Annotated in this window: 17 protein-coding genes and 4 pseudogenes; 12 read left to right on the top strand and 9 right to left on the bottom strand. The window is 70.6% G+C overall.

The features are described 5' to 3' along the window. The first annotated feature begins 56 nt into the window (after window positions 1-56). From ACZ4VF_RS34260 to ACZ4VF_RS34250, 3 genes and pseudogenes are all read left to right on the top strand, one after another. Window positions 57-863: an alpha/beta fold hydrolase gene (locus ACZ4VF_RS34260; protein ID WP_467930916.1), complete on the top strand. Its 807-nt coding sequence runs from the start codon at window positions 57-59 to the stop codon at window positions 861-863. A gap of 1598 nt (window positions 864-2461) precedes the next feature. Next, complete coding sequence (locus ACZ4VF_RS34255) at window positions 2462-2836, top strand: hypothetical protein (RefSeq protein WP_467930915.1); 375 nt, start codon at window positions 2462-2464, stop codon at window positions 2834-2836. A 177-nt stretch (window positions 2837-3013) separates the two neighbouring features. Next, window positions 3014-3238 (top strand): annotated as a pseudogene (locus ACZ4VF_RS34250) (transposase); the annotation flags it as partial. 25 nt (window positions 3239-3263) lie between these two features. Here the strand turns inward: ACZ4VF_RS34250 and ACZ4VF_RS34245 are convergent. Both ACZ4VF_RS34245 and ACZ4VF_RS34240 read right to left on the bottom strand, forming a co-directional pair. Further along, a pseudogene (locus ACZ4VF_RS34245) lies at window positions 3264-3746 on the bottom strand (hypothetical protein); the annotation flags it as partial. Then, entirely contained in the window at window positions 3743-4045 is a 303-nt protein-coding gene (locus ACZ4VF_RS34240; RefSeq protein WP_467930914.1) for a hypothetical protein, read from the bottom strand. The pseudogene ACZ4VF_RS34245 and the gene ACZ4VF_RS34240, both read right to left, overlap by 4 nt. A gap of 361 nt (window positions 4046-4406) precedes the next feature. On the opposite strand from ACZ4VF_RS34240, the gene ACZ4VF_RS34235 reads away from it, so the two are divergent. Beyond that, window positions 4407-4991 (top strand): dihydrofolate reductase family protein, encoded by a 585-nt coding sequence (locus ACZ4VF_RS34235; protein ID WP_467930913.1) that lies wholly within the window; start codon window positions 4407-4409, stop codon window positions 4989-4991. Beyond that, on the top strand, window positions 4988-5401 hold the full coding sequence (locus ACZ4VF_RS34230; RefSeq protein ID WP_467930911.1) for a VOC family protein: 414 nt from the start codon (window positions 4988-4990) through the stop codon (window positions 5399-5401). The genes ACZ4VF_RS34235 and ACZ4VF_RS34230 overlap by 4 nt, the downstream gene beginning before the upstream one ends. Window positions 5402-5574: 173 nt before the next feature. Here the strand turns inward: ACZ4VF_RS34230 and ACZ4VF_RS34225 are convergent, their stop codons facing one another. After that, window positions 5575-6168 carry a TetR/AcrR family transcriptional regulator gene (locus ACZ4VF_RS34225; RefSeq protein WP_467930910.1) on the bottom strand — a complete coding sequence of 198 codons (594 nt, stop codon included), beginning with the start codon at window positions 6166-6168 and terminating at the stop codon, window positions 5575-5577. Between the two features lie 212 nt (window positions 6169-6380). Here ACZ4VF_RS34225 and ACZ4VF_RS34220 point away from each other — a divergent pair, with 212 nt between their 5' ends. Further along, window positions 6381-7871: a carboxylesterase/lipase family protein gene (locus tag ACZ4VF_RS34220; RefSeq protein ID WP_467930909.1), complete on the top strand. Its 1491-nt coding sequence runs from the start codon at window positions 6381-6383 to the stop codon at window positions 7869-7871. A 618-nt stretch (window positions 7872-8489) separates the two neighbouring features. Here ACZ4VF_RS34220 and ACZ4VF_RS34215 read toward each other — a convergent pair. Next, window positions 8490-10106, bottom strand: a complete 1617-nt coding sequence (locus ACZ4VF_RS34215) for an amidase (protein ID WP_467930907.1) — start codon at window positions 10104-10106, stop codon at window positions 8490-8492. A gap of 503 nt (window positions 10107-10609) precedes the next feature. Here ACZ4VF_RS34215 and ACZ4VF_RS34210 point away from each other — a divergent pair. Then, on the top strand, window positions 10610-10876 hold the full coding sequence (locus ACZ4VF_RS34210) for a hypothetical protein (RefSeq protein WP_467930906.1): 267 nt from the start codon (window positions 10610-10612) through the stop codon (window positions 10874-10876). 432 nt (window positions 10877-11308) lie between these two features. Here the strand turns inward: ACZ4VF_RS34210 and ACZ4VF_RS34205 are convergent, their stop codons facing one another. Next, window positions 11309-13759 carry an ABC transporter permease gene (locus ACZ4VF_RS34205; protein WP_467930905.1) on the bottom strand — a complete coding sequence of 817 codons (2451 nt, stop codon included), beginning with the start codon at window positions 13757-13759 and terminating at the stop codon, window positions 11309-11311. Then, entirely contained in the window at window positions 13756-14448 is a 693-nt protein-coding gene (locus ACZ4VF_RS34200) for an ABC transporter ATP-binding protein (RefSeq protein WP_467930903.1), read from the bottom strand. The genes ACZ4VF_RS34205 and ACZ4VF_RS34200 overlap by 4 nt, the downstream gene beginning before the upstream one ends. Before the next feature lie 216 nt (window positions 14449-14664). Between ACZ4VF_RS34200 and ACZ4VF_RS34195 the strand changes: the two genes are divergently transcribed. The 3 genes and pseudogenes from ACZ4VF_RS34195 to ACZ4VF_RS34185 all read left to right on the top strand — a co-directional run. Next, window positions 14665-15963 carry a sensor histidine kinase gene (locus ACZ4VF_RS34195; RefSeq protein ID WP_467930902.1) on the top strand — a complete coding sequence of 433 codons (1299 nt, stop codon included), beginning with the start codon at window positions 14665-14667 and terminating at the stop codon, window positions 15961-15963. Next, window positions 15960-16649, top strand: coding sequence for a response regulator (locus ACZ4VF_RS34190; RefSeq protein WP_467930901.1), 690 nt, complete (start codon window positions 15960-15962; stop codon window positions 16647-16649). Before ACZ4VF_RS34195 ends, ACZ4VF_RS34190 begins: the two co-directional genes overlap by 4 nt. An 89-nt stretch (window positions 16650-16738) precedes the next feature. Next, window positions 16739-16972 (top strand): annotated as a pseudogene (locus tag ACZ4VF_RS34185) (IS630 family transposase); the annotation flags it as partial. Between the two features lie 153 nt (window positions 16973-17125). Here the strand turns inward: ACZ4VF_RS34185 and ACZ4VF_RS34180 are convergent. The 3 genes and pseudogenes from ACZ4VF_RS34180 to ACZ4VF_RS34170 form a co-directional block, all read right to left on the bottom strand. Next, a complete protein-coding gene (locus ACZ4VF_RS34180; RefSeq protein ID WP_467931073.1) occupies window positions 17126-18124 on the bottom strand; it encodes a YdcF family protein in 999 nt (332 codons plus the stop codon). A 336-nt stretch (window positions 18125-18460) separates the two neighbouring features. Next, window positions 18461-19170: pseudogene (locus tag ACZ4VF_RS34175) on the bottom strand (enoyl-[acyl-carrier-protein] reductase FabV); the annotation flags it as partial. Window positions 19171-19199: 29 nt separating this feature from the next. Continuing rightward, entirely contained in the window at window positions 19200-20174 is a 975-nt protein-coding gene (locus ACZ4VF_RS34170; protein WP_467930899.1) for a MerR family transcriptional regulator, read from the bottom strand. A gap of 86 nt (window positions 20175-20260) precedes the next feature. Here ACZ4VF_RS34170 and ACZ4VF_RS34165 point away from each other — a divergent pair, with 86 nt between their 5' ends. Continuing rightward, entirely contained in the window at window positions 20261-21856 is a 1596-nt protein-coding gene (locus tag ACZ4VF_RS34165) for an alpha/beta fold hydrolase (RefSeq protein WP_467930898.1), read from the top strand. A gap of 368 nt (window positions 21857-22224) precedes the next feature. Then, on the top strand, window positions 22225-22875 hold the full coding sequence (locus ACZ4VF_RS34160; RefSeq protein ID WP_467930897.1) for a maleylpyruvate isomerase family mycothiol-dependent enzyme: 651 nt from the start codon (window positions 22225-22227) through the stop codon (window positions 22873-22875). Window positions 22876-23279 lie beyond the last annotated feature (404 nt).

Below are 23279 nucleotides of genomic sequence, written 5' to 3'. Positions count from 1 at the left end.
ACGATCTTCCCGTCGATCAAGCCGTCGACCACAGCCGACTCTTCGGGGGACCAGACATGACCAACCTCACCGCGACCACGCTCGCCACCGCACCCCGGGCCGAGTTGTCCATCGACGGCCGTCGGCTCTCATACCTCGACTTCGGCGGCACGGGCCGGCCGCTGGTCGCCCTGCATGGCCACCTGTCCGAGGGCGCCACCTTCGCCGGGCTGGCCGCGGCACTCGGCCCCCAGTGGCGGCTGATCGCCCCGGACCAGCGCGGTCAGGGCGAGTCCGACCGCACCGCCGACTACTCCCGTGAGGGCTACCTCGCGGATCTGGAGGCCCTCCTGGACCACCTGGGCCTGGGCGAGGTGGTCCTGCTCGGCCACTCCCTCGGCGCCATCAACGCCTACCAGTTCGCGGCCCGCCACCCCGAGCGCGTCGCCGCGCTCGTCAACGCCGAGGGCCCGGTCGCCCTCGGCCTCGACGGCACTAACCCCTTCGGGTTTCTGCTGAACCTGCCCTACGACGCACCGACCCGCGAGGCACTGGTCGAGGGGCTCGGCCCGGCCGCGCCGTACTTTTCCGACCGCCTGCGCGAGAACGCCGACGGCATCTGGCGCCTGCCCTTCCACCCGCAGGACATGTACCACTCCGAGGACCAGGTGCACGGCGACCACTGGGCCCACTGGACGGCCACAAGCTGCCCCGCCCTGCTGATCCGCGCGACCAAGGGCACCCTGCCAGCCGACCAGGCCGCCGCCATGGTCGAGCGCCGCCCCGGCACCACGTTCGCTGAGCTGGATGCCGACCACCTCCTGTACACGACTGCCCCGGACGCCTTCGCCACCACCGTCCGGAACTTCCTCGCCACCCTCTGACCCGGCCCCACACAGGCCGTTCCACCCCGGGGTGCGGCTGGCTGACGGGCGACTTCGGAGGGCTGCCGCGCCGCCCCAGGCCGGCGCCATGGGGGCACATGGGGGGCCTGGTGAGCAAGTCTGTCCCGAGCCCGAGTAGGGGGTGGGGACTTTCGCGGAGCCTCATCAGCGCGTCGTCGTACGGCGCTCCGACGATCTCGAAAGGCTGCGTCGTCGCGGCCCCCCGAGACGTTGCTGCCCTGGAACAGACAGGTGCTGGGGTAGACGGCGGCAGTCGTGGGCGTCGGGGTGCTCGGCGAGGGCGCCGCGTCCATGGCCCGCCGCGGCGCCGTGACGGCGGTGGCGTTGTCGGAGCCGTCTGCAAGGGTGGTCGGTGTGCGGCAGGGTGCCGTCGGGCGGGGCGCGCGAGGCGGCATGGGGGCGGGACCGGGGGAGGGCTGGGAGGGCTGGCGGAATCACCGGGACATCCGGCGACGGCTCGACCAGGCGCCGATCCGGAGGCGCTGCCGTGCGGGGACCGGCCGCTGCACCGGGCCGTGGTGTTCGGCTCGCCCGAGGCCGTCGCGGAGCTGGCCGGGCGCGTCGCCGACGTCGACGCCCTGGAGGACGGTATGACCGCGCGCATGGCATCCGCTGACCGGCTCACCGAGCCAGCGGCGCTCCTGAGCTGTACGGGTCGCGAGTCCGCCGCATCATGACACCCCGCAAACCGTGTTGGCGCATGTCCTGCCCGGCTGGGGCCCGGCACACACCGTCTGCCGGGCCCCGGCGCGTGTCGGTCGGGCTCCGGCCGCCGAACCGGCGCCGACACGGCCGCGGACGCTGCCGATCTGGCTGCGGAGACAGGGCTGCTCGGGTGGATCGGGCGAGGAGTCATAGAATTCCTGCGGCTGGTAGTGCGCGCGCTCGACTGACCGCACCCACGCAGACGACACCCCGGCGTCCGGCTGCTGTGGGGGGAGTTGCTCGTCGGCACCGTTGTGCGGTGCGTCCGGGTCTGTCTGGGCTGCCCAGCCCGATACTTCCGCTCTTCGGCCCGCCTGCCGGGGGACGTACGCGGCGAGCTCGGCGCGCAGGTCCCGGCCGGCAGCGGCCGCGGAACGCGCCTGCTCGAGCTTTCCGCTCGTCGTCGGTGAGGCTGTCGACCCAGGTCGCCATTCGCCGGTGCTCGGCTTGCTCCTCCTCGCGCAACTGCCGGTCGTACTCGTCGGGTGCGTCCTCGGCCCTGATCCAGTGGCGCACTTCCGTGTCCGCGCACGTCGTTCCCCGGCCTGTTCTCCGCACGCCGCGCTGGAGGACGTCCTGCTGCCCTGCACGTGGCCGGAGCTGCAACGCCTCGCCGAGATCACCACCGCCCGGACCCGCGCCCGCGTGTACGTAACCGACCTCGGCGCCGCCGAGCCTGACCGTCGCCTCGTGCTGTGCCTGCGAGGAACCCCAGACGTCATACAGGTGGAAGGTCCCCTGACCCCCGTCGCCGAAGGACCGACCGTCCGGCCAGAGCAGACAAGGCCCAGAGGCGGGCCGGAGCCGGACGGCGGCTGCGAGCCCAGAGGATTTCCGGGCGGGCAGGCCGTAATGCTAACTAGCATTGACCCATGACTAGTCGACGTCAGCTGGTACCCCTGCACCTGCTGTTAGCGTCCACGCTCGCCCTGGCGGCCTGCAGCTCGACGCCCTCCAAGGCCACGGTGGCAGCGCGCGAGTCTGCCAAGTCCGCCTGCGCCTCCCTGCAGCAGCTGACCGACCAACTCGCCCGCCCCCGGCCGTCCAATCTGACCGACCCCTACTACCAGACCGCCGAGCAGTACCTGAACACGGCGACCAACCGCGCCGCCGACGCGGCTCAACAGAACAAGGGCTACCAGGAGTTCGCCGACACCCTGCACCGGGCGGCCGAGACCTGGCAGGTAACCTTCACGCTGGACAAGGCCGAGCCGCTGATCCAGCAGGCGCGGAAAGAGAAGTGCTGACGCTCTCAGCCTGAACCTAGTCGGGTGCAGACCTTTTGGGTGTACCTGTTCGTCCTGTCTGACCTGCCGTTGCGCCTTCCAGCCCCTAAAAGGTCCTAACAGAAGTCGTTGATCATGTGACTTTCGGCTTGGGTGGTCGTTGGTCTGTTCGTGGGAACACGTCAGTCCCGGCCGTGGATCGTGTCGGATGAACTGTGGTCGCTCATCGAGCCGTTGCTGCCCGAACCGGGCCCGAAGTTGGTGGAGGGCCGGCCGCGGGTGCCGGACCGGCAGGCGCTGTGCGGGATCCTCTTCGTGCTGCATACCGGCATCCAGTGGGAGTACTTGCCCCAGGAGCTGGGCTTCGGTTCCGGCATGACCTGTTGGCGGCGCTTGGCTGCCTGGAACGGGTCATGCGGGTGGTGACGGGGATGCCGAGGTAGCGGGCGAATTCGGTGATGAGGGTTTTCGCGGTGGCGCCGGGCGGGACGAGGACGTAGGCGACGGGTGCTGTGGCGTGGGCTGATCCGGGCGGCATGGGGTTTTTGCGGGTGTGGGCGAGGTGGCAGGCGCGGACGACATGGAGGAGGGCGGTGGTTTTGCCGGCCGCGGCGGGTCCGGTGACGATCAGGGAGGGCCGTGCGGTGGTGTGCTTGTGGCGGCCGAGGATCATCAGGGTGCGGACCTGGGTGGCGAGTTGGCTGATGGCGGGGGTGCGGATGGTGACGAAGCTGGAGTGGTAGGCGAGGCGTTCGTCGGTGCTGCGGGGCGGGCCGCCGGGCTGGGGCGGGGCGGGCAGATCGGTGGTGGCGAAGCGGTGCCAGCCCTGCCAGGTGGTCAGGGGCCAGCACGGCTCGACCGTGGTGCCGCTGCACGCCTCGGCGGGTGCGCTGCTCGGTTGGTGTGCTGTGGGGTGGGGGCGGGGGTTCACCACTTGTCGGCTTCCTCGTAGGCGTCGTAGAGCCCGAATCCGGCGGCCGGGCTGGGGCTGAGGTCGTGGTAGGGCGTGTCGTCGAGGTCGTCGATGTGGTTGTGTTCGCTGTCGGCGCCTTGGCCGTCGTCGTTGCTCTGCTGCGCCGGCTTGTCGGTGGGTCCGGTGTCGTGTTGCGGGTGCCGGGCGGTGGGGATCGGCGTGGTGGTGGCGCGGGCCAGGAGAGCTTGTTCCGTTTTGGTGGCGTGGCCGCTGTGGACGCGGCGCATGAGCTGCGCAGCCCATAATGCACACGCCACCGTTTCATCCCCGCGTCGGCAGGAAGCACGGCAATAGTGCCTTGCTGTCCTGCCTCCTGTCACCTCGGTGAACCGCTCCGCGCTGCCTGCGCTGCGCGGTACGGGCGCAGGGGCGGGCCGGGGCGCCCTGCGCACATCAGCCGCCCACGCGTTGATCGCGCGAGTCTCTACGCCTCGCTTACCACGGCGGAACAGGCGACAAGCCGTACTGCCACGAAAGGGTGACGCCGCCAGGGGACGTGACCAGCAACGGTGGCGGGCCGATGAGGTTGCCGACTCACTGCAGTCTTCCTTGCGACAAGCGGCCCCGTTGGCGGACCGCAAAGGCCGGATCGCCGTTGTCAGGAGGATGGAGCCCAGGATGAACAATCTCATTCGGCTGTACATGTCGATGTCGCTCGACGGCTACATCGCCGGTCCAGACGACAGGCCAGGGCAGGAGCTCGGGCGCGACGGTGGACGACTCTTTGACTGGCTCGACGACCGGGACTCCGACGGTCCGAGCGGCCAGGTCTACCGAGAGGCCCTGGCGACTGGTGCGCTGATCTCTGGCCGCCGCACCTTCGAACTCGCCGGGCGCTGGGAGGGCGAACACCACGCCGGTGTGCCGATCTTCGTCCTCACCCACCAGGTGGATGACGGGGACGTGCCCCCCGGTCACACGCGTTTCGTCACCGATGTCGAGGACTGCGCGCGTCAGGCTCGCGCAGCCGCCGGCAAGCGGACGGTCATGGTCCATGGGGGAGGGGCGGCCCAGGCGCTCCTGCGAGCCGGGCAGCTGGACGAGACGGAGATCCACCTGATTCCTGTCCTCCTCGGGGGCGGCCGACGGCTGTTCGACCACCTGGGTGGTGAGCACATCGAACTCGACCTCGTCCGACGACTCGAGGATCAAGACGTGACCCATCTGCGCTACCGGGTGCGCCGACCGGAGGAGGCCGCGTGAAGACGCTCTTCGTCTCCTACCGAGTCAGCGACTTGGACCGTTCGCTCGTGTTCTACACCGCTTTGGGCTATGCCGAGCTGGGCAGGGTCGAGGTCGGCGACGGGGCTCACCTGGTGATCCTTAAGTTCCCCGACGAACCGTCGGCCTCGTTGGAACTGGTCCACCGCCTGGGCGACGGACCAGTCGACGTCGGCAGCGGTTTTGACCACCTCGCGATCCAGGTGGACACGCTGGCCGGCACAGTGGAGCGGCTGACCGACGTCGGCCTGAGGCCGGGGCCTGTCCAGTATCCGGGGGGTCCTCAGGGCCCGAGGACATCGTGGCTCACGGACCCGGACGGGTACCGGATCGAGTTGGTGGAGTGGCCGTCGGGCCATCCCGACGGCATCACAGCAGGAGACTTCGCCTGATATGGCCATGGTCCGGGGACGGGACCCGCACCGCTGCGCTCGGCGAGTGAATTTTGTAGCCCGGCCGTGAGGTGCCTAGTCCCCGCTCGGCGTTGAACTCCGGCTGCCGAGACACTGAGATTGGACCGGGCGGACTGAGGATCATGGCTACCCTCCTGACCCGCCGTCGGCGGTCACCGGAACAGGTGGTCAAGGTAATAGTCGATGGCAGCGGTGGCTTGTTCGGGGGTACGCAGGCCCAGGACGACGGGTGGACCCTGCGAGTCGGCGAGGCCGAAGAGCAGTTCCGCTTCCACGTCGGGGTCGCGGTCGGGCGCGATGTCGCCGGCTTCCTGGGCCGTACGGACGAGATCGGCGAGGAGCCGGTAGAGGCGGGGCAACCCGTCGACGTAGAGGGCTCGCAGGTTGGGGTTCGCCAGCATGCGGATGAGGTACGCGACGCCGACGAGCCACTCGCGGCGGCGCCGGTCGTCTCTGGGGATCGTCTCCAGCAGCACCCAGCGCAGCGCCTCCCTGGGGGTGGGCTCGCCCTCGGGCCATGACTGCTCGTTCCACCGCTGCTGTACCAGCCAGTCCTGATACTGGATCGCGTAGGCGAGCAGTTCGTCCTTGTTGGCGAAGTAGTGCTGGACGCGGCCGGCCGAGACGCCCGCGCGCGCCGCCACGGTCCGCACGGAGATCGCTTCCAGTCCATGGTCGGCGACGATGTCCAGCAGCGACTCGGCGATCTGGTCCCGGCGGGCCTTGTGGTCTACCTGTCGCGGCACGTCGACCGGCACCTTCTTCCTCGCGTTTGCCTTCCTGGGCGGACCAGCTTAATCTCGCTTTGACAATACGAACGTATTGCAAAAAAGGTCGGGCCGCCTGCGCGCCGCGGCGGCAAGGGGGAGAGGTCTGGACCATGCCGAAGCGACGCTCCACTACCGGCGCCGCCCTGTGCGCGGCCCTCCTCTTGGTCGTTATGGGCACAGCGGATGCGATGCAGACTTCGCGGACGACGGCCGAGCAGCACCCGCACGGGCAGCGTGACCGCGGCCGGCACCCCGAGCCCCGGTCGTCCACCGTCCTTACCCGCCAGGGCCGCCTGGAGGGGGTGACCGCCGCCGGCGTCACCACCTATCAGGGCATCCCCTATGCGGCCCCTCCGGTCGGCCAACTGCGCTGGCGGCCTCCGGCCGCGCCGCCCACCTGGGCCGGCACGCGGACGGCGGCCGAGCCTGGACCGGCCTGCGCACAGCCCGAGGTGGCGGACTCCGCGGAGGACTGCCTGTACCTCAACGTCACCACGCCCGTTGACGGAACGGACCGTGCGGCCCCGCGGCCGGTCGTGGTCTGGTTGCACGGCGGCGCCTTCAGCTCGGGCTCCGGGGATCAGTACGACGCCACCCGGATGGCCCGGCAGGGCGATGTCACGGTCGTGACGGTCAACTCCCGCCTGGGCGCGCTGGGCTTCTTCGCCCATCCGGACCTGCCCGACTCCGGGGCCTTCGGCCTGCAGGACCAGCAGGCGGCGCTGCGCTGGGTACGGGACAACGCTGCCGCGTTCGGCGGTGATGCCGGCAATGTCACGCTCATGGGCGAGTCCTCCGGAGGCGCGAGCGTATGTGCCCAGCTCACCTCGCCCGCAGCCGCGGGACTCTTCCACCGCGCGGTCATCCAGAGCGGCTCCTGCCTGCAGAACTGGCCCAGGAACACGCTCGCGCCCGGCGACCCCGCCGCCACCTATTTCGCCCCCCAGGACAAGCTGGCCGCCAAAGGTCACGGCGCTCTGGGCTGCCACAGCCTGAAGTGCCTGCGCGCCAAGCCCGTCAAAGACGTGTTGTCCCTCAACGGGCGCTTCCACCAGCCCGCCTACGGGACGAGTGTCCTGCCCCGCTCACCGACCAGCGCGCTCGCCGCCGGCGATGTCCACCATGTGCCCGTCCTGCAGGGCAACACCCGTGACGAACACCGGTTGTTCGCCGCTCTGTTCACGCTGGACGGGCCGATGACGGCAGCAGACTACCGCCGCCTGCTCACCGAGACCTACGGTCCGCAGCGGGCGGCCCGTATCGCCCGCGCCTACCCGCCCGGTGCCACGCCCGCACTGGCCTGGGCCGAGGTCGGCACCGACCGCAGCTGGGTGTGCCCCACCCTGGCCGCCGACCAGCTGTTGGCCAGGCATGTTCCGGTCTACAGCTACGAGTTCGCCGACCGCCACCCACCCGCGCCCGACCTCCGCCCCGACTTCCCGCTGGGCGCCTACCACAGCGCGGAGCTGCCCTACCTGTTCGGCATGGGCGACCTCCGCCTCGACGACGGGCAGTCCGCCCTCTCCCGGCGCCTGATCGCCGCCTGGACGACGTTCGCCCGAACCGGCACTCCCGGCGACGACTGGCCGCCTTTCCCGCACACCCAGCAGCTGAATCGGAACAAGTTCAGCGGCGTGGACGCAGCAGCCGAACACCGCTGCGCCTTCTGGTCACAGTGATCCTGACGCCCGTGACCGGCACAGCCCGCCGTGGACCGTACGAACGAACCTCCTCGTGAGGATCCCCATGGACGAGACAGGCACACCACTTGCCGAGGCCGACTACATCGGGGTCACCGCCCACGAGTTGAGCGAGAAGCGAGCAGCAGCGAAGATCGCGGCCGGCATCGACCAAAAGACTCTTTTCCAACGCCACGGCCGGATCATCCTGCGCCCAGACCCGCTCTCCTCACCGCCTGGTCCGGCAATGGCGATCTCACCCTCACCCGCACGGACATCACCGCGGCAGAAACCCGCTTCACCCCCTCTACGGCCGCTTCCTCGGTGGCCTGCTGAACGCCGGCAAGCCCCTCGTCATCAGCACCGCCGATCCATCGGCCGAGGAGATGTACGTGCTCATCAACCACCGCGGCCTCCTTGAGACGACGGACGACAGAGCCTGGCAGAAGCGCATCGAGCGGTGGCGCCGCCGCTGAGGCGGAGCCGTGCGCGAGGAGCCGAGGAGGGTGTCGCCGAAGGTGGTCCACAGGAGCTGGACCAGGTGGTCAGTGTGCGGTTGTTCCGGCATCTGCGCTCGCCCCCCCGTGTCGTGGTCACCGCGCGAAGTGCCACCATCCGTCAGAACCCGACGTCGGGCCCCCGGTAGGTCGGCGGTCGCCGTGTCCGGGTGGCGTGTTCGTACGCGTAGGCCAGTCGCAGAAGCGTCGGTTCGCTCCAGGCCGTGCCCATGAAGGTCAGGCCGACCGGCAGGCCAAAGGCGAAGCCGGCCGGGACACTGACGGCCGGGTAGCCGGCGAGGGCCGCCGGGGTGGAGGAGCCTCCGCCGTGGGCGTCACCGCGGATGAGGTCGATCTTGGCCGGGGGACCCGAGGTCGGCATGACCAGGGCGTCCAGGCGGTGCCGGCGCAGCACGGAGTCGATGCCCTCGGCCCGGGACAGGCGGTGGTTGGTGGCCAGGGCCTCGCGGTACTCACGTTCACCGAAATCCAGCTCCTCGACGAGCTCCAGGCCGTCCTGCTGTACGTACCGCAGCTCCCGACCGGCGTGTTCACGGTTGAACTGGATCAACTCGGCCAGGCTGCGCGGGTGTCGGCCCGGCGCGGCGGCCAGGTATCCGTTCAGCGCCTTCTTGATCTCGTACGCCTGAACCACCATCGAGCTCGGCAGATCCTCGAGCCGTTCGGCCGTGGGGATGTCCGCCGGGTCGATGATCGTCGCCCCCGCCCCGCTCAAATCCGCGATCGCCCGCTCAGCGATCTCGTCGGCGTGCCGGTCGTAGCCGAAGTACACGGTGCGTGGTACCCCGATGCGGGCGCCGCGCAGGCCGTCGGCCTCCAGAAAGCGGGTGTAGTCGCGGTGCCGGTGACCGCGGCCGGCCCGGGTCGCCGGGTCGCGTGCGTCGGGGCCCACCAGAACGCCCAGCATGACCGCCGCGTCGCGGACCGTCCGTGCCATCGGCCCCACGCTGTCCTGGCTCGGCACGCCGGGGATGACCCCGCCCCGCCCGACCAGCCCGACCGTCGGCTTCACCCCGACCAGGCAGTTCGCGGAAGAGGGGTCGAGGATCGACCCGTTGGTCTCGGTGCCGATGCCCGCGACGGCCAGGTTGGCCGCCACGGCGGCGCCCGTGCCGGAGCTGGACTCGTTCGGGGAACGGTCGAGTTTGTAGGGGTTCCTGGTCTGACCGCCCCTGGCGCTCCACCCGGCGTGATGGACGAGGGACATGCCGCCCGCCCATTCGCTGAGGTTGGTCTTGCCGAGGATGACGGCCCCGGCCTCGCGCAGCCGGGCGGCGACGGTGGCGTCTGCGGTCGGCCGCAGACCCACCAGTGCGAGCGAACCAGCCGTGGTGTGCATGCGGTCCGCAGTCTCCACCAGGTCCTTCAATAATACGGGCATGCCGTGCAGTGGCCCGCGAGTCCCCCGCAGGGCGTCGAGGCGCCGTGCCTCGCGTAGGGCATCGGGATTGACCTCGATCACCGCGTGCAGGAGCGGGTCGACATGTTCGATGCGGTCGAGGTAGTAGCGGGTGATCCGCTCGGCGTCGAGTTGCCCGTCGGACATCCGGCGGTGCAGCCCGGCGATGCTCAGCTCGTCCAGTTCACAGGGGGTGGTGTCGGGCGGCGGCGAAGCGGAAGCCGAAGCCGTGTCCGTGCCCAGCCAGGGCGTCGCAGCGGCGGCCGCGCCGAGCGCGAGCACGCTGCGGCGTGTGGTGGATGAAATGGGAGTCCTCATGACCAGCACGGTAGGGGTGTGGGCCGCGCGGTGCGCTGGGGCTGCCACCCGGTTCCGGCCGGGTGCACTCCCTACAACACTGCATGCGGACAACCCGAGGTGAGGAACGACCCGGTCGCGAATGTGCTGCTGCTTCGAAGGTTGATCGTTCGGCAGGTCGCATGGGTCCGCTTTTCGCGCTGCCACTCCACCGGCCAGGCCGGGCACCAGGACCCCACCCGCGGTGTCGTCTTCGCAGGAATCAACACGACCCCGCCCTCCGTGCCCTCGGACCGGCTGGTCGGCGTCCTCAGCCACGCGCACAACGACTTCCAGCGCTTGGTGATGGTGCTGGTCTGCGTGCACGCACTCAGCGGCACCGACATGCGTCACTTGATGCTCGCCGACCTCGACCTGTCCCGCGAGCGCCTCATCGCCAGGCGTCCTGGCAAACGGCACATCATCTACCTGGACGAACTCACCTGCCGTTGCGCCTCAGAGTGGCTCCGTGAGCGTCACCGCCGATGGCCGGCGACCACCAACCCGCACCTTCTGATCAACCGATGGACGGCGGTGGACACCACGCACCGCCCATCGGCACCACGTTCACCGGCATCTGCCGGCCCACTGGACTCACGATGCCGACGCTGCTGCAGGACCGAATCCGCGACGAGGCATTCGAAGTCGACGACCCGCTGCACCTGATGCGCCTGTTCGGGATCTCCTCCCAGACCGCCATGCGGTACATCACCGCAGCTCACCCCGGACGCACCGCGAAGCTACCTCGGTAAACCTCGGCACGAGCGGAGACCTGCTATTTCTCTGCGACCCACGCACAGCACCCGGCGGTGAACATACTCCCCATGAACGAGGGGGGCCGCCTCGCCGGACCGTTCGTCACTGCAGCACCGCGCGTCGCGGAAGCAGCAGCACAGAAAGTGCCGCTGAGATTGATCACGGCCCGGCGGACGTCGGGATGAGCGGGTTGTCCGGCCGACGGTTATCAATCTCGGCACCACGAGACCGGGTCGGAGCTGCCGTCCCACACTCGGTCTCGCCACCGATGCCCCGCATCGCTTCCCGCTGCCGGGCCCCATCCGGGCCTTCCGAGTCCCTCTCAGGAGGACCTGTCTGGACGGGGGCATCGGCACCCGCGCCTGTACAGGCGGCCCGACGTCGCGGACCCGGCGGGTCCGCCCCAGCCGCTCGCGCTCCGCCGGACGCTACTCGGTGCGCAGCGCCGTAGCCGTAGGTGCCCTGGCGGCCCAGCCTGCCGGGATCAGTGCGCCCAGCACCGCGATCACGACCCCGCCGAGCCCCAGTAGGAGCAGCCGGAGAGGTCCGTATACATCGAGGACCAGCGATGGCAGGCTGGTGCCTACGGCATGCCCCATCACCGGCATGACGACGTGGTGCAGCGCGTACCCCGCAGGGACGCCGATGAGCCCGCCGATCGCGCCGATCATGGCCACCGAGGCGAGCACGAGGCTCAGGGTCTGCCGCGGCGTCATGCCGATCGCCTTGCAGACGCCCAGGTCGTGAATGCGTTCCCGGGTGTCGAGGACCACGGAGTTGAGTACGCCGAGACCGGCCACGGTGATCAGCATGAGGGTGAGCAGCACCGTCATCGCGGACATGATGAGGATGATGCCGTCCTGCCCCGAGGAGGAGTTGGTGGTGGCGTCGCCCCCCAGCGGCTGTACGACTGCGGCGACCTTCTGGGCGTATTCGTCGGCGGAGACGCCGGGCTTGGTCTCGATGAGGAAGGTACTGGGCTTGGCCGACGTGAAGTTGGCCATGTCCGTGTGGATCTCCAGCTGGCTGCCCGAGGTGTCGAAGGACTCGCCCACAATCCGCAGGTTCGCGGTCTCTTTCTCGTAGGTCACCCGCACCGTGTCACCCATCTTGGTGCTGGTCCTCTCCAGGAAGCGGGTGGGCACCACGACCTGCCCCTTACCAGTGATCCAGTGCCCGGAGAGCATCTCGTAGCTGCCGGAGCGCGCATTGCCCTCGTAGAGGCTGGCCGGGATCGAGCCGGAGATCCCTGCCACGGTGACCTCGGTCTGGGCCTTGCCGTAGTACGACTCCGTTCCCGGCTGCGACGTGACGGCGGCCCGCACCTTCGCCGGATCTGCGACCTTGGGCTTTTTGGACGTACTTGTCACGCTGTTTTCCACGGGAGGCGGGCCTGTCTCGCTGCCGCCAGGGGGAGGCGAGTCTTCCGCGTTGCCCCCCGCAGGAGGCGGCGGGGGTGGAGCTACTTCGATTGCCTTGGTCGTCGTGACCGTGACCGCGGCACGGTTCTCGGGGTCCTGGGAGGTGCCGATCGCGTTCAGGGACGAGGTCAGCCCCACCGCGAACGTCGCCGCGACCGTGCCGAACGTCACCGCGAGCAGCATCGCGAGGGTACGTACCGGATGCGTGAAGGGGGTCGCGAGACCGTAGGCCACCGGCCGCGGCAACGGCAGCATGCCCATCGCCCGATGCGCCCACTGGCCGCGCCCTGTGCGTGGCGACCGGCCGACCGCGATGGCCTCGACCGTACGCAGTCTTCCGGCCCGTAGTGCGGGAATCAACGCCGCGAGCCCCACGACGACCAGGGCGGCGGCCGGCACCGTGACGTCCACCCACCAGGCCACTGAAAGCGAGACGGTGCCGTATACCGCCTCGGTGTCCGAGAGCAGCGGCACTGCCAGGAGGTTTCCCAGGGCGACCCCCAGGGCCATGCCTGCACCGGCCGGAATCAACGCCTGGGCCACGTAGGCGCGTACGACCTCGCGCGGAGTGAAGCCGATGGCTTTCAGAATGCCGATCCTGCGCAGGCTGGTGCCGACCGCACCACTGATCACGCTGCTAACGGTGATCACCGACATCACGATGCCGAGCATGCCGAAAGCCATCACGAACGGGACGGTCGCCGCCGCACCCTGATCAGCGGCGCGCTTGGTGTCCAGCCAGGACTGGGTACCCAGCAGCGCTCCGGACCCCACGGAGGCGGCGAGCTTCTTGTGGTCGGCGAGGATCTGCTCCTTCGTGCTCGCGGAGTCGAAGCGGTAGAGCATCTGACTCGAGGCTGGGTTGCCCTCCGACGCCAGCGCGTCGACCTGCGCGGGAGTCGCCCAGGAGTCGGCGGTCTTGCTGGCTGACACAGCGAAGCCGACGATCGAAAGAGTTGGGGCGTGCGTGGTGTCCCAGGCCTTCAGGGTGGCGCCGATCCCGATGGCGGGCCCCTCGAACGACGCGTCGAGCACGATCTCGCCCGGCTTTCGCGCCCATCGGCCGGACTTCAGATCCACGCGGTCCACGGCGCCGTCCGGACCGGACCGCCCGACCAGGGTCAGCGTGGGCAGTTGGAAGCCCGCCTGGTCCACCGGGCGGACCGAGGTGGTCGGGTACGGCCCCGCGCTCGCGGCGACGCCGGGCAACTTCCCGGTCTTCGCAAGCTCCCCCGCGCTCGCCTTGGCCGGATCGAACTGCGCACTGATGTGCGCACCCTGTTGCTTCCCGAAAGCGTGGTCGAAGGGCGCGGTCGCAGCGATCATCAGCGACCCGGCTACCACGGCCGACGCCACGGCCATCATCGTGGCCACGGCGATCACCACGGCCTGCACCCGCCGCCGGCTCACCCCGGAACGTACGACCCGGCCCAGCGCGCCGGTACCGAACAGGCTCATCGGATGGCCTGCGCGTACGAGTCGAGGGCGACGTGACCGTCGACCAGGTGAATCGTGCGGCTCGCACATGCCTCCGCCAGCGTCAGGTCGTGCGTCACCAGCACGATGGTCTGTCCGGCGCGGTGCAGATCCATCAGCAGACTGCGGACGTCGTGGCCTGAGGCGGTGTCGAGCGCACCGGTGGGTTCGTCGGCGAGCAGCAGCGCGGGCCGGTTGACCAAGGCCCGCGCGACCGCGACCCGTTGGCGTTCACCTCCGGACAGCCGGCCCGGGTAGGCGCGGGCATGCTTCTGGATCCCCAGCATCTCCATGAGTTCACCCGCGCGGGCCGCGGCCCTGCGCCGACTGGTCCCAGTCAGCTGGGCCGGGAGCACGATGTTGTCGGTGACGGTGAGGTCGTCGAGAAGATTGAAGAACTGGAAGACCATCCCGATGTACTCGCGACGGAACTTGGCAAGGGCGTGCTCGCTCAACTGGTCGATCCGTCGCCCGGCCACGGTCACGGCGCCATTGGTGGGCTTGTCCAGGCCGGCGACGAGGTTCAGCAGCGTGGACTTGCCGCTGCCGGAAGGGCCCGTCACGGCAAGGGCCTCTCCCTTGGCAACGCTGAGCGTGAGGGGTCCGAGCGCCGGCGCGCCGGCGCTGTCGTAGCGCTTCGCCACACCCTCCAGTTCGATCACTTGATGCATACGAGTTGTCCGTCCTTACGATCGCGAGAGGCACCGTTGCCGTTGCCTGCGAACCTAGAGGCGCCGCGTAGGGGGCGCGTCGGCCGCAGAACCAACATCAGGTCCTTCCTGCGGAGGGTTCGGCCGCAAGTCATACCTGAGAAGTAGGCCTCGTGGGCAATGTCCTGACCGGACAGGCGGACGCGGGTCGGGCGAAGCGCACAGCACAATGCACGGGTGGAGACGGAAGACCGGCGCAACTGGCATTCGCAACTCGTCGACGCGCTACGCCCGGAGGCGAAGGCCGCCCCGCTGTCCCGGCGAGCGGTGCGCGCCGATGCGGTGCTGGCGGTCGTACTGACCGTCATTGCCTTGTTCGTGGCGGTGCGCTATCCCGGCGACGGGCCGGTGGACATCGATCCGCCTACGGTGGACGTCGGGACCGGGGTCCCGGCCCCGCCCTCGCCGCCCGACCCTGGTCAGGTGCCCGTGAGGGAGGAACCCTCTTCCGTGCCCTGGGCCCTGGTCGTCCTGTCGACGCTGCCGCTGGCAGCCCGGCGCCGGTACCCGCTGACCTTGTTCGTGGTGGTGCTGGGCGCAGCACTGGCCATCGGCAGCTCCGCCTCGTGGATCACCGTCCTGGCCTGTGTCATCGGCTCCTACAGCGCCGTTGTTTACAGCCGTTACCGGACAGCGGCGATCGCCGTCCTGGTGATCGCCGCTGCGCTGTCCGGCTTCGCTTTCCGCAACGCGGAGCCCGTGCTCCCCGGATGGTCCAGCCCGGGATTCGTGCTCCTGGTGGCAGGGATGCTGGCCAGCCTCGTCCGCTTTCTGCAACTGCGGCTGGCCTCCAGCCGGGACCGGATGGCAGAACTGCAGGCCGCTCAGGAGGAGGCCACGCGCCGCGCCGTCGAAGAGGAGCGTGCCCGCATTGCCGCCGAACTGCACGACATCGTGACCCACAATGTGAGCGTGATGGTGATCCAGGCCGGAGCGGCCCGCAAAGTGATGGACATGGCGCCCGAGCAGTCCAAGGAGGCCCTGCTAGCCGTCGAGGCGGGCGGTCGGGCCGCCATGGCCGAACTCCGCCACGTGATGGGCCTGCTGGCCGCCCCGGACCACGAGAGGCCCGACGGCCTGGAGCCCCAGCCTGGGCTCGCGCAGCTTGACGCGCTCGTCGCACGCGTACGCGCCGCCGGTACGCCGGTCAGCGTCGGGGTGTCGCTGCCCCCGGAGCCGCTGCCACCGGGGGTGGGCCTCACGGCGTATCGCGTCGTACAGGAGGCGCTGACCAACACGATCAAGCATGCGCGCGGCGCGCAGGCCTCCGTCGCCGTTGGTTACACCGACGCCTGTCTGGAGATCCAGATCACGGACACCGGTGGCGCCAAGGATTCCCCCCCGGTGCAGAGCAACGGCCGTGGCCACATGGGGCTGCGCGAGCGGTTGGCCGTCTACAAGGGCGAGCTGACGGCCGGACCGACGCCGACCGGCGGCTACCGGGTGACGGCCCGTATTCCACGGAGCGCGGTATGACTGCGGACCGGCCACCTCTGCGCGCCGTCATCGCCGACGATCAAGCCCTCGTACGCACCGGTTTCAAGATGATCCTGGCGGCGGACGGCATCGAAGTGACGGCCGAGGCCGCCGACGGGGCCGAAGCTATCGCAGCGGTTCACCGTACGCGGCCCGACGTCGTCCTCATGGACATCCGGATGCCGGAGATGGACGGAATCGAGGCCACCAGGCGCATCATTGGCGACGCCGGCCCGGCCGAAACGCGGGTCATCATGCTCACCACATACGACCTTGACCACTACGTCTACGCCGCGCTGACGGCCGGCGCCAGCGGCTTCCTGCTCAAGGACGTCACTCCCGAACATCTGGTCTCCGCCCTACGCCTTGTGCAGACCGGCGACGCTCTCCTCGCACCCACGATCACCCGTCGGCTGATCGAGCGCTTCGCCCCTCACGACGAACCGCAGACCATCGCCCCGCACCGCGATCTGTCCGGCCTGACCCCGCGCGAGCTCGAGGTGCTCCGCCTACTCGCGACGGGCCTCAGTAATGCCGAACTCGCCTCCCGGCTTTTCCTCAGCCAGACCACGGTCAAAAGCCACGTCGGCCGTATCCTGTCGAAGCTGGACCTGCGCGACCGCGTCCAGGCCGTCGTCTTCGCCTACGAGACGGGGCTGATCGCCCCGGGCGGGGGCGCCTACTGAACTTGATTGGGTGATGTCGGGGCGTTCGGCTGAGCGGCGGGCAGTGGGGCTGTAGATCTGCTTGGGCGAGGTACGCGTAGGGCGGCGGCTTGACCGACGCGGAGAGGGCGGTCCGGGAGCGGGTCCGCCTGGACGCTTTGGCCCGATTTGAGGCCGGCGAGACAAACAAGGCTGTCGCCGCTGGGCCGCGGGTCTAGCAGTGGTCAGTGGAGCGGTGGCGACGGCAGTTACGTGAGGGCGGTGTGGCCGGCGTCGTCTCGAAGGGATCGCCCGGTCTACCGAGGCTTTCCGAAGGGCAGGTTGCCCGGCTTGAGCGGGAATTGGGGCATCGTGGACTCCCTCGCTCCGCCACGCCTCCGGCCCCGCGGCCCCTGCTCGGCCGACGGAGGTGCGTGTACAGGGGAGACTGCCGATGACCGGCGAACTCATCGCACCGCACGCCGAGGAGGGTGTCACCGAAGGGCGCGAGGACTCGCTCAGCGCTCGAAGACCGCCGTCGCCACGGGCACCGCCAGCAGCAGACTGAGCCCGACCAGCGGGAGCCGGTCCAGCCACAGGACGGCGGCGAACTCGCGCAGGGTCGCGGAGAGCCAGTACGCGGGGGAGGTCGGCGCGCCGATGACGTCGACGGGGACGCCGGCGCGGCGGGCCAGCAGGGTGGTGCGGTAGACGTGGAAGCCGCTGGTGACGACCGTGGCCCGGTGGCCGGGACCGGCGCGTTCCATGAGGGCCCCGCTGTAGCGGAGGTTCTGCCTGGTGTTGACGGAGCGGTCCTCCCGCACGATCCGGTCGGAGGGCACTCCGCGGGCGCGCAGGTAGTCGGCCATGGCGTCCGCTTCGGAGACGACCTCGTCGTCGCCCTGCCCGCCCGAGACGACGAACGTCACTGGGTCCTTGTCCGGTACGTCGGGCGCGTCCATCGCGAGGGCGCGCTCCAGCCTGCGCCGCAGCAACGGGCCGGGCCGGTCGCCGTCGAGCCCGGCGCCCAGGACGACGACATGGGTGGTCCCCGAAGGCATGGTGCTGCGCCCCTGGACGATCACGTACCCGGTGAAGGCCAGGAAGAGCAGCGAGAGGTACCCCGCGGCCGCGTTCACCGCGATCATGAGCCCACCCGCCGCCTCGCCGCCGACCGCGTACAGGGCGGCGTCGAGGCCGAGCACCGCCGGCACCGCGCAGCCGGCGGCGCCGGTGGCGAGCAACGGCGTCTGCGGCCCGTAGCGCCGGATCAGGAGGACGGCGTCGGCCAGCAGGAGCAGGCCCAGCGCGAGCGCCCCGAGCAGGGCGAGGACGGCCAGCACGGTGGCGACGGTGTGGTGGGTCTGCGCGCTGCGGGCGGACACACCGAGTCCGGCAGACGTCACCGCGAGGCAGAACAGGACCGCGGTGGAGAACCGGTGCGGCGCCAGCACGGCATGCACGAGGCCGCCCGCGGCGAACACCGCCGCGGCAAGGTACTCCGGGTACTCCGGCATGTCCCGCACCACTCCGCTCTCCCACCCGCGGGCCCCGGGGCCCGTCCCCGCCCGCCTGTCGCCGCCTGCGCGTTCCGGGGCTCGCGCAGCGCGGCGGACCTGGTGCGGACGGCCGCCCGACATCCTCGCAGACCGGCCGCGACGCGCCGTAGGCGGGCGTACGGTGCCGCCATCGACGGAGACCGGCATACGCGGGATACGCCGTCGCCCGGGACCGGCATACGCCCGGAAGCGGCATACGCCCGTCGCCCGGGTCAGATGCGCCAGGAGCACAGCGCCTCTACGCATCCCTGCGGTGGGCTCCGAGACGGCTGCGCCGAGCGCGCACGGCCCCGAATAGAGGCGGCGGACTTCGTCGCTGAACCGGTCGAGGTCGGCCAGTTCAGTGATGGTGTCGCTGGTGGCGGTGTTCCAGCGTTCGGCGACAGCGTTCTGCACGGCGGGGTCGAGTTCCCAGCTGTCGAGGCGGACCCGGCCCTCCTCGCCGCGGTCGAGAGCGCGTGCGCCTGTCAGTTGGTCCCCCGACTCGACCAGCTGACCGATCTGGGCACCATGGCATCGCCGAGGAGACCGCGCAGCAGCCCGACGTACAGGGCGATGCCGGGGATGGCGGTGGAGGGCCGGGTGACGGCTGCGGCGTTGACCGAGGTCACTGCCCGACCGCCCATGGTCTTGCCGAGGCGCTCGTCCGACATGCGTGTGGTGGCTTTCAGGTGGGTCCTGGCGGCGCCGATGGCGCCTTGTCGGTAGATCGCCGCGGTGAGCGGCGAGCCAATGGAGGACAAGGCGGTGGTGGTGAAGCCGTCGGCGAGCAGGGAGCGATCGGCCGGGAAGGTGACCCACCGCGCCCAGTCGGTGCCGCCCATCACCGCCACGGTCTGCTCGATGTCGTCGCCCGCGGCCGGCGCGCTGGTGACTTCCTTGACCTCCGGGACGCCGCGCTCGTCGAAGCCGAGGGTTTTGGTGGTGTGAGGCGAGCCGACCGGTTCGAGAACCGAGGCATGAACGTTGCCGGTGTCCGGGTCGGTGCGGCGAGGCGCGGCCACTTCGACTGGCGGGGCGAGGTTCCCTGATGTCACCCCGCCGTCGGCGCCGCACGCCCCGTCTGCCCGAGCAGAGCCGCGAGCAGCCACTCGTGCGCGGAGCCGGGCGTCGGTTCCGGCCGCCGGCCCGGCGCGGTGACGACCTCGGCCACCAGCTCCCAGTAGCCATCGAGCCGAGGGTCGGCCACAAGCTGCCCGGCCAGCCGGTGACGGAAGCGCGGGCTGTCCCCGACCCCGTACGCGCTCGTGTACGCGTCGACGAAACTGTCCAACGCCTCACCCGATCGCGGGTTCCGGCCCCCTCGCAACTCGCGACCCGCCAGCTCGTACGCCTTTGCCAGCCCCGCGTACAGCACGGCGGAGCCTTGGGGGCCTGCGGCGCGGTGTGCCCCGGGCTGGGGCCGTGCGGCACCCGGGCAGGGGGCGAGCGTGAGGGCGTTGAGGCGGGCGAAGGCGAGGACTTGGGCCGGAGCCGGGTCCGCGGGCGGTTGCGGCACCGCGACCTCCAGGAACGCGCCGACCGACCGGGCGGGCATCCGCGGCGGCAGCCAGCCGCGCCAGAACCGGACCAGCGGTTGCGTGCTGGGCGGGACGGACAGGCTACCGATCACTCGCAGCCGGTCGGCTCGTTCCGCTGGTCGAGACTCCTGGACCAGACGCAGCGCCGCCTCGCGCCAGCGCAACGCGGCCAGCTCGGAGCCGAGTTCGCGTAGTCGCCCGGCGACCGCGTCCTCCAGCGCGCCGCCCTCCGGAGCGTTCCCGCCCGCCGCGTCCTCCTCGTCGAGAACCCGGCGCACTTCGGGCACCGACAGGCCGAGCGCGCGCAGGGAGCGGATCAGGCGCAGTCGTTCGAGCGCCCCGGGACCGTACCGCCGGTGCCCGCCGGCGCTGCGGGAGGCCTCCGGCAGCAGACCCCGGTCGGAGTAGAAGCGGACGGTCTTCACGGTCACACCCGCCCGTGCGGCCAGCTCTCCGATGCCGGACAGAGTGTCGGACGACTTGGTCACTTGAACCTCCCTCAGGGGGAGTTCCTACCGTACCGGCGAACGCGGGCCGGCGACCGGGCCGGTCCGGCGAGCACGCAGGAGAGGTCATGTTCGCTTTCGTCCTGGTGTCGGGCATGTTCACCGGCACACACGTCTGGCAGGAGACCATCGCCTGTCTGACCGCCGCGGGCGCCGAGGCGCACGCGGTCCCCCTCACCGGGCTGGAGGGTCCGCGCAGCCCCGCGGGGGCCCGCGCCGACCTGGAGACCCACGTCGCGGACGTCCTCGCCGTCATCGACTCGATCGACGCGACGGACCGCAAAATCGTGCTGGTCGGCCACGACTACGGCATCCATCCGGCACACGTTGCCGTGGACCGGAGGGCCGGGCGCGTCGAGCGGATCGTCCACCTGGATGCGGGTCTGCCCAGGGACGGCGTCCCCGCCCTGGCCGCAGTGCCCGACATGGAGCTGCGCGAGCGGGTGGCCGGAGCGACCGGTGAGGTGGGCACCGACGGGTTGCTTCCACCGCCGGCCACATACGACGAGTGGAGTGCGTGGGGCAGCACCGAGGGCGTACCTGTCCCGTCGCTGGACCGCCTCACCGCCCTCGCCGCGCCGCACCCGGTGGGCACCCTGCTCCAGCCGCTCCGGCTGACCGGTGCGGTCGCGTCGGTGCCCACCACCGGCGTGCTGTGCACGGGCAATGGCACGAGCATCGAGATGGTGCAGATGCTGGTCGATTTCGGGGACCCCGCGCTGCGAGACCTGACCGGCCCCCGGGTGACCTTCTTCGAACTGGCCACCGGACACTGGCCGATGCTGTCCCGTCCCGCCGAACTGACGGACGTGCTGCTGCGGGCCGCCGCCGGCGACGGACACCGGCTGCGGCCCCTGGAGGCGGCGGAACCGCCCCCGCACCTGCGCCCGTTCCTGCTGGACGTCCCCGAGGTCCTGAGAGAACGGCACGGGAACGTCGATCTGTACCTGCCCGGTGCCGAAGCGCCTCGCCCGGCAGTGCTGTTCGTGCACGGCGGTCCGGTCCCCGCGGACGCCCGGCCCACGCCGAGGGACTGGCCGACCCTGACGGGGTACGCGCGCTGCGTGTCGGCCGGTGGCGCCGTGGGGGCCGTCGTGGACCATCGTCTGCACGACCTGGCCGACTACGAGCGGGCCGCCACCGACGTCGCCGCCGCCGTGGAACTGGTGCGGTCCCACCCGCGTGTGGACGCGGACCGGGTCGCGCTGTGGTTCTTCTCCGGCGGCGGCCCGCTCGCGGCGGACTGGCTGGAGGCGCCGCCGCCCTGGCTGCGCTGCCTGGCAGCCACCTACCCGATCCTTGCGCCGCTGCCCAACTGGGGAATGTCAGGCAGCCGCTTCCTGCCGGCGCGCGCCGTGAGGGGCGCCGGTACCCTGCCCGTCGTCCTCACCCGCGTCGGGCTGGAGACGCCCGAGATCGCCGCCACCGTCGAGGAGTTCCTCACCGCAGCAGGGGAGTGCGGGGCGGACGTGGAGGTGGTCGACGTGCCGCACGGTCACCACGGCTTCGAGACGGTCGATCCGACCGACGAGTCCCGCGACGCCGTGCACCGTGCGGTGCGCGCGGTCCTGGACCGCCTCGGACGGCCCGTCCACGAAACGACCCCCCACGCGCCGAGGCGCGCCGGCGGCGAAGCACGTGGGGCCGGGGTCCAGCGCCTCTGACCGGCGACGGTGCGCAGAACCCGCTTCTCTCGCTCCACCGAGGCGACTACCGGCCCGTGGCCGGCGGCCGACTGGCGCAAGGCCTCGCCGACCACTCCGGGCGAGGCGCTGACCCGACCATGCGCACAGCCGCCGTCGGCTCACTCCGGTATGGCCTTTCTCGGCCTCCCCGCAGCCCTGTGCTGCCGAAAGCGACTCTGTCACCTCACCACACAGGACACGGTCTCAGCGGCGCCAGGACGTACTGGTGTCTGGCCAAGCAGCCGTTCGGCTTCTTCTCGCCGACTTTCTGAGCCTCGCTGATGGTCGATGAGTTCGGGCGGCGACAGGAGTCTGACGGATCACACACGAACTCTGGAGGCTGCCCTATGGCTGGACGACACATCCCGGAAGATCGGAGAGCTCTGGAACGGGCGATCCATGCGGAACGGATGGCGCTTGCTCAAGACCTGGCCGAGCTCAGCGAGGCCCAGTGGGCGTCGGCATCACTGTGTGGACGCTGGAACGTGGAGGAGGTAGTGGCCCATCTGACGGCAGGTGCCAGCACGAGGATGTGGCGTTGGCTGCTGAGCATGATGGCCGCGCGGTTCGACGCCGACGTGCACAACGATCGACGGCTGGCGAAGCACCGCGGTGCCACACCCGCAGACACCTTGCGGCTCTTTCGCGAAGTGGTCGCCGGGCCCGCCGGGCCGTCAGGACACACGGCGGCCTGGCTGGGTGAAATAGTCGTTCACGCAGAGGACATCCGCCGGCCATTGGGCCTTGTACGGACACCTCCGGTGGCCACCACGACTGCCGTGGCCCGTTTCTACGCGAGCCGCGACTTCACCGTCGCTAGCAATACGGCAATCAAGGGCTTGAGGGTCGAGGCCACGGACGGACCGTTCAGGACCGGTTCAGGGGATCTGCTGCAGGGGTCGACCCTTTCGCTGGTCATGGCAATGGCAGGCCGTGCAACGGCCTGCGAGGATCTCGAGGGGGATGGTGCGGCAGTCCTGCGCGCCCGGATGCGTTGAGGCTGAGGAACAGCCTTTGGCGCAGCCAGCCCTGGCCGGGCTGACATGGTCGCCGCAGCCGAGATCGACCGGGTAAGGGCGTCGCAAGGCCGATTGACGCGTCTGCTGGTCAGCCCCCGGTCGCTCGCCACCCCGGGCACTTCGTCGCACCGTATCTGGACTCTCGAAGCCGGGCCGCACCTGCGAGCCGCTGGTGGTCGAGTCGGACGGCAAGGGGTTGCAGCCAGCCCTACGCCGATCCGGCTTCTCACGATGCCGCTCAAGAGCCTCATGGTGTCGGCGAGTAACAGGCGGGGTGTTCGAGACCGTGGCGGGGGGGGGGGGGGGGGGGGGGGGGGGGGGGGGGGGGGGGGGGGGGGCGGGGGGGGGGGGGGGGGGGGGGGGGGGGGGGGGGGGAGTGGGGC

The organism is Streptomyces sp. NPDC029151, from assembly GCF_055564315.1.
The sequence above is the reverse complement of the archived record's forward strand: the minus strand, read 5'-3'. Positions and strand labels throughout refer to the sequence as shown.